Annotated in this window: 1 pseudogene; it reads left to right on the top strand. The window is 70.3% G+C overall.

Going from position 1 to position 1,742, the window contains the following annotated elements:
* A pseudogene (locus tag EN780_RS33500) lies at positions 1-1,742 on the top strand (SPOR domain-containing protein); the annotation flags it as partial.

Here is a 1,742-nt window from a genome sequence, read left to right as displayed (position 1 = left end):
GCCCGCCGTCGTCGCGGTCGAGCCGCCGAAGCCCGCCGCCGAAGAGCGGAGCCTCGAGGACGAACTCAACGCTCTCCTCGGCGCCATGAGCGCGCGGCCGGTTCCCGTCGCCAGGGAAGCCGAGCCCGTCCGTCAGCCGGTGATCGAGACTCCCGCTCCCCAACAGCTGGCTGATGACCTCGATTGGAATCTCGACGGGCAGGAGCCAGCGTCCGGCGAGGATGCAGCGCCCTCCGCCGACATTGATTTCGACGACGACGCGTTCGATGCCGCCTTTGCCAGGGGTATCGGGGGCGATCAGGAGCCGAGCCATCCCGTGGCGTCGGCTTCCCCTTCGCAGGACTGGCTGCGCTCGGCACCGCCTGAGCCGGCCCGTTCCTGGAGCCGCGTGACACCGGTCGCAGCGGCCGCGCAGGCGACGTTCGCGGCCCAGCCGACGGCATCGGCGGCGCCGGTTTCGGCCGAGCCGTCATACCGGCAGGAGTCGGTCGTGGAGGAGGTTCCGGCCTATGCCGAGCCGGAGCCCGCGCCGCAGGACCAGCCGCAAGCCTATGACGAGATGCCCGACGTCGAAACCATCGACGTGCCGGAGCGCGTGGTGGCGCTTGCCGACGATCTCGATATTCCCGAGCTCAACTTCGAGGAAGAAAAGCCGGCGGCGCCAGCTTTTGACGATCTCGACGCCGAATTCGCCGGCCTGCTTAACGACATGAACGCGGTCGATGTGGCGCCTGCGCCCGCACGCGCCGCCGCCGCCTATGAGGACGACAGCTACGGCGCCGGGTTCAAGCCGGGCCACGATCACGGCGACGCGCGCGCCTATGCGGCGGCGAAGCCGGCTGAAATGCCGGCTGCCTCAGCGCCGGTTTCCCAGGCCGCCGCGACGGGCGGCTTCGATATTGACGATCTGCCGGGCAGCCGGCCGCTCGCGCAGGCCGACGATTTCGCGGTCGATGAGCTCGACTACGACCCCGAACTGGACCAGGAGATGGCGGTGCCGGGCCTTGCCGAGCGTGAGGCCGCCAGGCCGCGCGGCCGTGGCGTGCTGATCGCCGCCGTCGTCGGCGCCGTGGCCCTGGCCGGTGGTCTTGGCGCCTTTGCCTTGTCGTTTGGCGGCAAGGGCGGCAGCGAGGCGCCGGTTATCGTCAAGGCCGACAACGCTCCGATCAAGGTCAAGCCGGAGAATCCGGGCGGCACGGTGGTGCGGAACCAGGACAACAAGGTCTATGACGCGGTGGTCAAGGGTACCAAGCCGGCCGAGCCGGTGCAGGAAAAGCTGGTCACCAACACCGAAGAGCCGGTCGATGTGAAAGCCAAGGAGCCGGAGAGCCGCGTCGTCGACCTTTCGCCCGCCGACGCTGCGCCGGGCATGGACGATGTGGGCGATGCCGCCGCGACCGCGATGCCGGGCGTGGATGCGCAGGCCGGCGCCGATGCGGCGCCGGCGCCGAAATCCGAGGATCGCATAGCCCAGGTCCTGCAGGAAGCCGACAAAGGGACCAACCCGGAAGTCGTCGCCGTCGCGCCGCGCAAGGTCAGGACCATGATGGTCAAGCCCGATGGCTCGCTGGTTGCGCGCGAGGATCCTGCACCCGAGGCTGCTCCGCAGGTCGCTGCCGCCGAACCGGCCGATCCGGCGCCCCAGCATGTCGCCCCCGCGGCGCAGGCCGGTGCCGAGCAGACCGGCACCGTGGCGCCGGCGACCGATCAGGCAAGCGATCAGCCGACCGACCAGGTCGCCA

This window comes from Mesorhizobium sp. M4B.F.Ca.ET.089.01.1.1 (assembly GCF_004022605.1).
Classification (GTDB): Bacteria; Pseudomonadota; Alphaproteobacteria; order Rhizobiales; family Rhizobiaceae; genus Mesorhizobium; species Mesorhizobium abyssinicae.
This window is presented reverse-complemented; position numbering and strand designations above follow the sequence as displayed.